We start from the raw sequence: 4,931 nt of genomic DNA on the forward strand, positions 1-4,931 counted from the left end.
ATGACGGCGAAAATGGTTGTCATAACGAAAGATCGGGGTCAAAAATCTCGGATTTTGAAGGAACTCCCCGGACGAAAGAAGTCTTTGACGTAAAATGGGATGCCGTGGCAGCTGAAAAAAGGTGGGTATGAGCATTTCATGCTCAAAGAAATTCATGAGCAGCCCCGTGCCTTAAAAGATACAATGTTGGGTCGCTTGGAAGAGGAACGAATTGTTCTTCAGGAAGTCGATCTGACTCTTGAAGAACTTGCGCAAATTAACAAGGTTTATATTGTCGCTTGCGGTACAGCTTGGCATGCCGGCTTAGTCGGGAAAACCTTAATTGAACGCTGGGCTCGCCTCCCAGTAGAAGTGGACATTGCATCTGAGTTCCGCTATCGATCTCCGCTCGTAGATGAGCATACCCTCGTCGTGGTGGTGAGCCAATCTGGAGAAACAGCGGACACTTTAGCAGCGCTAAGAGAAGCTAAAAACCGAGGAGCGCGCGTGGTAGCCGTTACGAATGTTGTGGGTAGCACAGTATCTCGTGAAGCTCATGATGTGATCTTTACTTGGGCAGGTCCAGAGATTGCGGTTGCTTCTACCAAAGCCTATACTACTCAGCTAGAAGGAATGGTGTTACTCGGACTTTATCTGGCCCAAGTCAAGGGAACCCTGTCTTCGAAAAAGATCGGGGAAGTTATCTCAGCCCTGAAGAAGATTCCGGCACAGGCACAAGAGGTGCTAGATCAAGAGAGTCTGATTAAAGAGTTAGCAAAATCCTTTGTTAATGTGGAAGATGCTTTTTTCATCGGCCGCTCGTTAGACTGGGCCGTTGCTATGGAAGGCTCTCTGAAATTAAAAGAAATTTCCTATATTCATGCGGAAGCCTATGCCGCAGGAGAATTAAAACACGGCACATTAGCACTGATCACCGAGAATACCCCTGTCATTGCTCTGGCTACTCAACGGGATGTCTATGATAAAACGATCTCAAATGTCAAAGAGGTCAAAGCTCGGGATGCCCGAGTCATCGGACTGACCTACAAGGGCAACACCAGCTTGACGAAGTCTGTCGATCATGTGATCTATATTCCTGAGACCCTTGATGAGCTCTCTCCGATTTTAACAGTGATACCGCTTCAACTTCTGTCTTACTATGTATCCGTGGCACGAGGGTGTGACGTCGATAAGCCAAGGAATTTGGCGAAGAGCGTGACGGTGGAGTAGGGTGGATCTATTAATTTGTAAGGTTGTTGTGGGAACTCAAATAGTTTGGGACTGTAATCAAAAAGTTTGGGACTATAATCAAAAAGTTTGGAGAAAAAGTTAATGTACGGATTTGATATCTTGAAATATAGTTTTATCAAGTTGAAATTAGTTTTGTCATAACTAAATATAAAGCAGGTATTAGACGATTTAAGTTCCAATACCTGCTTTTTGGTGAATAAATAAATTATACTTATATTTCAGAAGGATTACTCAGAAAAAGAATTAAATCTGAGCTTCTACATTTTGTGAGCTAAAAGTAATAGTTCTTGTACGTAGTAACGTCTCGATTGTTCGTCCGTTAGGCTGAGCTGAGGATGGAGTAAAAATAGTGTGCAAGTCCCCTCGCCTCCACTAATATCATTATTTTACCCATAAGTGTGAATAATATGCTCCGTGAGAGCCATCAATACGCAAAGACTGAGCCACCTTCACTCTAGACCAGAGCCACCCCCTCGCAGTGTGAGATACTCTGGGGAAGACTTGACATGGGACCCTGCTTTGGATGCTTCAATGGGTCGAGGGCTGTGGCTCATATGGAAGTATTCCTCTTGGGTAAGCCCCATCCCTTGGTACAGGGTAGCATCCTCAGCCCCATGTAAAGTCTATCTTTGGGGTCCCGTGGATTGACTGTTAACAGAGTTCATTCAACTGGTGGCTCATTTTCAGCGTAAAGGTGGCTCAGCCAAGAGCGTATCGGCGGCTCTGTCACACCGAAATATTCAATAAGTGATGTGATTTGAACCATAAAATTTCCAAACGGAAAAGATATGCTTCTAATTGCATATGGAAAATTTATGCTTCCCAATTATGCCTTAGTTATTTTAGAGCAATATCTAATTCTGGAAAAATAATATTTTCATTATTATTAAAGTTAGGTACAGAAAAAAATCTCAAGCAATTTGCCTGAGATTTTTTGGACTCATGTAGTGTAGAGGTACGTTTCGTAATATGGGTTTTTTTTCGATGGCTATTTACATTGAAACCCTTGCCAAAATATCAAGGGTTTCAATATCAGAATCCCTTTTATATGTCCTAATACAGGAATAATATACTCTTTAATGCTTCATATCTTTGAAACGTTCAAAGATAACCTCTTTTAGTTCTAAGCTCTCTTTTTCACTTTTGGTTAATTTAACAAAGTAATTCAAAGCATCTGTCCATTTCTCAGCATTTGTTAAATTGCGAATTGTTTTTAGTAAATCTTCGTTATATTTAGTATCGTCGAGTAACCATTTATAAGCAGTTATACATACTGACTTCTTAGGCCACTGGCAATAGTTAAGTACGCAAAGCCAAAATAAATAATTTACACGATAGCTTAATATTTGCCCTAATTCTTTCTTCTCAAGTATCTTGCTCTCTTTTGCTAGATGGTAATATTCATCTAGGACCCCTAGTAAAAGTTCCAATTCTTGAATTTCCTTATTAAAACCAGATAAATCATCCATATATTTGTATTTGTTAACGGAATTAAACAAAGATAAAACCCTTGGACTAGCATATCGAAGGTTTTTAGATATATGGTCTATTATGTGGGTTTTAAATTCCTCCTCGTTAACATTGACTTTTTTGTTACCACCGTAAAAATGAGTCATCGAATCAATATAAAGAAACAACTCAGGTACAATTGGAGCAAAATAATTTTGATAAATTGTTTTTCGCTCTTTCTTCAATTCACGCCTAACAGAAAACCAGTGCGAAATAACTTGGGCAATAACAGCCCCAGTAAAAGCAGCTGATGCAGTAATAATTGGTGAAATTAGCGTATTTTGTTCCAATTAGATACCTCTTTTCATATTAATTTTAAATAAAATACATTTCTGATAATATAAACCGTCCAAAAACTTATTCAACCCCTTAACATATATAAACCACTATAACGGATGTTTCTTGTACTAACTTAATCTTATTTTATTGTATCTTACTTAAATGATGTTGGCCATAATAAAAGTGGTCAAATTTATCACATATTTCAAAGAGCCACAGCTTTTACTTCCTTTTTTATACTTGGATGTCAACTTTAGGGGTCACTTGTGGAGGCTTTGATGAAAGTTAGCTTGTGATTGCCAGAATGAAATTATGTATGGCTAAACAACAAAACGACATACTAACTAGCAAAAAAGAGGGGACAAAAAAATCCTCTCTTTGTTTTTACAGCTTATTCGCTTAGTCATTTCGAAGTGTTGTATGAGTTTGCCCTCAATTGTAAAACTAGCCTCAGTGTATTTAAAGCAAAATGTTTTCATACTTTAGTTTCATAAGTTTGTGACGTTCTTTTATAAACTCCTCAAAGTTTTCTAAAGAAAGGTCGATATCTTCAGGTATAAAATTCATTGCCATGTAGTGCTTATGGTTCTGTTCATCGGAATAGGTATTTTTTAGCCAATCTTTAAAATCTGTATCCGACTTTTCTTGATTTTGGAGTCCTTCCATTAGTTGAAGGTTAGCTAAGCTATTAAAACTTTCTAAATATGCATCGATTTTTGCCTCATCTATACCTTTTTTTATTAGAGTACTCTTTTTAAATAAGCTTTTCGGAAAAATGTGGTCGATATGGAACTTGTTTCTGTAGTCTAGCGTGGGGTACAAAAGTGCTAGAGCCGAGAAAGTATACGGTTGACCATATTGATAAATAAACAAATTTTCGATTTCATCGTCATCAAATACGATAGACTTTTCGTTCCCCTTGAACTTTTCCATAATTTTATTTAGGGGAAACAATTCATCTGTAGCATCAGTTCCAATGACCTCCCGTATCGACCTATATACATTTTCGGGATGAGCCCCGAAGGCTCGCTTTAGTAATGACCTTGTTAACCATTTGTGAATAACAGCTCTATTTTCTTTATATTTATTTGATTGTTCAAAGTTTGAGGGACAGCCGTATTTAAGTAAATAATACGCAATTGGAATAACCGAGTTATGGGAAGTCAGCGTTTCACGGTTATATCCAAGAGTAGAAACAAGTAATACTGCTGATTTTATAGACTCGGATATCTCATCCCACTTTTCTTCTATTTTGAGCATATTTTCTTTTTTAAAGTTATTAATCTTGAAAGCAATATTTGAGAAATCAGCTAACACAAGGGAAGCCTTAAGTATAAAGTCTTTATCAAAATTGAATCCATCCCCGATTTTGTTGATTTCGTCTACTAATCGGTTTATTTCTTCACGAGCATCTTTATTTTTCCACTGAGCAGTAGCAATGGATAGTAGTAAGTCTGTGTAGTTCAATTTTGTTCCGCCATTATTAATGCGAATAAAAATGTTTAGAACTTTATCTAAATCATTACTTTTTTCTAAGTAAAAGTTTATTATTTGGTTTTTGTGTATTACAGAATGTAACCTAAACAAAGTGCGGTTTCCAAATAACGATTTTTCTTTGTTGTTTACATTTAACACATCATGCTCAAGAAGGTATTCGTTAACTTGGAATTCCTCGAAGTTTAAAATGTTCCCGACTTCAAACCAATAGGTATTTTCATTCTGAACTTGAGCTTCCGATTCCGTTAAAAATCGAAAATCGTACTGACGGTCTGAAAGCTCAGAAGCGGTTCTTAGGTTTAAGTAGAGTTTTCGCTTTGGATACGCCCAGGGATTACCGTGGCGTTTTTTTGGTAGCTTGTAAGCATAAGTTCCCATAAGACCGATATACAGAGCAGTTAACCTTTGCTGACCAT

The 4,931-nt window shown here is 37.6% G+C and carries 2 protein-coding genes and 1 pseudogene; 1 reads left to right on the forward strand and 2 read right to left on the reverse strand.

Translation table 11 applies throughout. The features are described 5' to 3' along the window. Positions 1-1,209, forward strand: a pseudogene (gene glmS, locus UF75_RS24680) (glutamine--fructose-6-phosphate transaminase (isomerizing)); the annotation flags it as partial. Between the two features lie 1,097 nt (positions 1,210-2,306). Here glmS and UF75_RS24685 read toward each other — a convergent pair. Continuing rightward, positions 2,307-3,029 (reverse strand): hypothetical protein, encoded by a 723-nt coding sequence (locus UF75_RS24685; protein WP_045577169.1) that lies wholly within the window; start codon positions 3,027-3,029, stop codon positions 2,307-2,309. Between the two features lie 448 nt (positions 3,030-3,477). After that, the coding region (locus UF75_RS24690) for a DUF262 domain-containing protein (protein WP_045577170.1) at positions 3,478-4,931 on the reverse strand (1,454 nt) is incomplete at its 5' end.

The organism is Desulfosporosinus sp. I2, assembly GCF_000960765.1.
GTDB lineage: Bacteria > Bacillota > Desulfitobacteriia > Desulfitobacteriales > Desulfitobacteriaceae > Desulfosporosinus.